The 1,119-nt window shown below is 67.8% G+C and carries 1 protein-coding gene; it reads left to right on the top strand.

Annotation, left to right across the window (positions count from 1 at the left end; translation table 11 throughout):
• Positions 1-1,119 (top strand): TonB-dependent receptor (locus ACSFA3_RS25120; protein ID WP_435508058.1); only part of this gene is annotated, 1,119 nt, incomplete at both ends.

Genomic DNA, 1,119 nt, shown 5'->3' on the forward strand with positions numbered 1-1,119 from the left:
CGCGGTGGTGCAGCACAAGCTCACGCCCGACACCTCGATCCGCAACCAGACGCAGTACAACGACGTGACCACCGATGCGCGCGAGACCGCGCCGCAGAGCATCGGCACGTTGTCGGCCAAGGGCGTGTTCACGCCCTTCTCCACCGGCACCACGGCCGTGCCGGCGGCTGCGTTCTCGTCGCTGCCGCTGAGCAGCCTGTGGGTGCGGCAACAAAGCCACGACCGCACGATCCACGACAAGTCGCTGTTCAACCTCACCGAGCTCAACACCAAGTTCAGCACCGGCTCGATCAAGCACACGCTGCTCGCCGGCCTGGAGCTGGGCCACGACACCTACGACAACCAGGCCTATTACCGCAACGGGACCTGCGCCGGCGTGGCTCTGAACCCGGCGGGCGGCACCAGCGGCTATGCCACCTGCTCGCCGCTGCTCGCGCCCTACCAGGGCAACACGCCGAGCACTGCGCCCTCGCTGCCCGGCAACCTCGCCACCGCGAGCGCGACGACCGTGGCCGGCTACGTGAACGACACCATCGAGCTGAGCCCGCAGTGGAAGCTGGTGGCTGGTGTGCGACAAGACCACTACCGCGCGAGCATCTACAACAGCATTCCGACCGCGACCACGCTCGCCACCGAAAGCCAGACCGTCGACTTCACCAGCGTACGCGCCGGCGCCATCTGGCAGCCGACGCCCGAGCAGTCGTACTACGTGTCGTACAGCACGTCGTTCAACCCCTCGCTCGAACAACTGGTGGCCACCACGGGCAGCACGCAGCCGCTGCCGCCGCAGAAGAACAAAGCTTATGAAGTCGGCGGCAAGTGGGACCTGAACGACGGCAACCTCTCGCTGACAGCCGCCGCCTTCCAGATCACGCAGACCAACGCGCGCTCGCAGAACAGCGACGGCACCTACAGCGCGACCGGCACGGTGCGCGTGAACGGCGCGCGCGCCGGCGTCGCGGGCCGCGTCACCGACAAGCTGCAGTTGTTCGGCGCCTACACGCACCTTGACGCGACCATCATCGACGGCATCGCCCCGGGCACGCTCGGCAAGGTGCCCGCCAACACGCCGAAGGACGCGGCCAGCCTGTGGGCCACCTACGCGATCACGCCCGAATG

Origin of the sequence: Variovorax glucosi, assembly GCF_051216695.1 — a bacterium.
In the GTDB taxonomy this organism is placed as follows: domain Bacteria; phylum Pseudomonadota; class Gammaproteobacteria; order Burkholderiales; family Burkholderiaceae_C; genus Variovorax.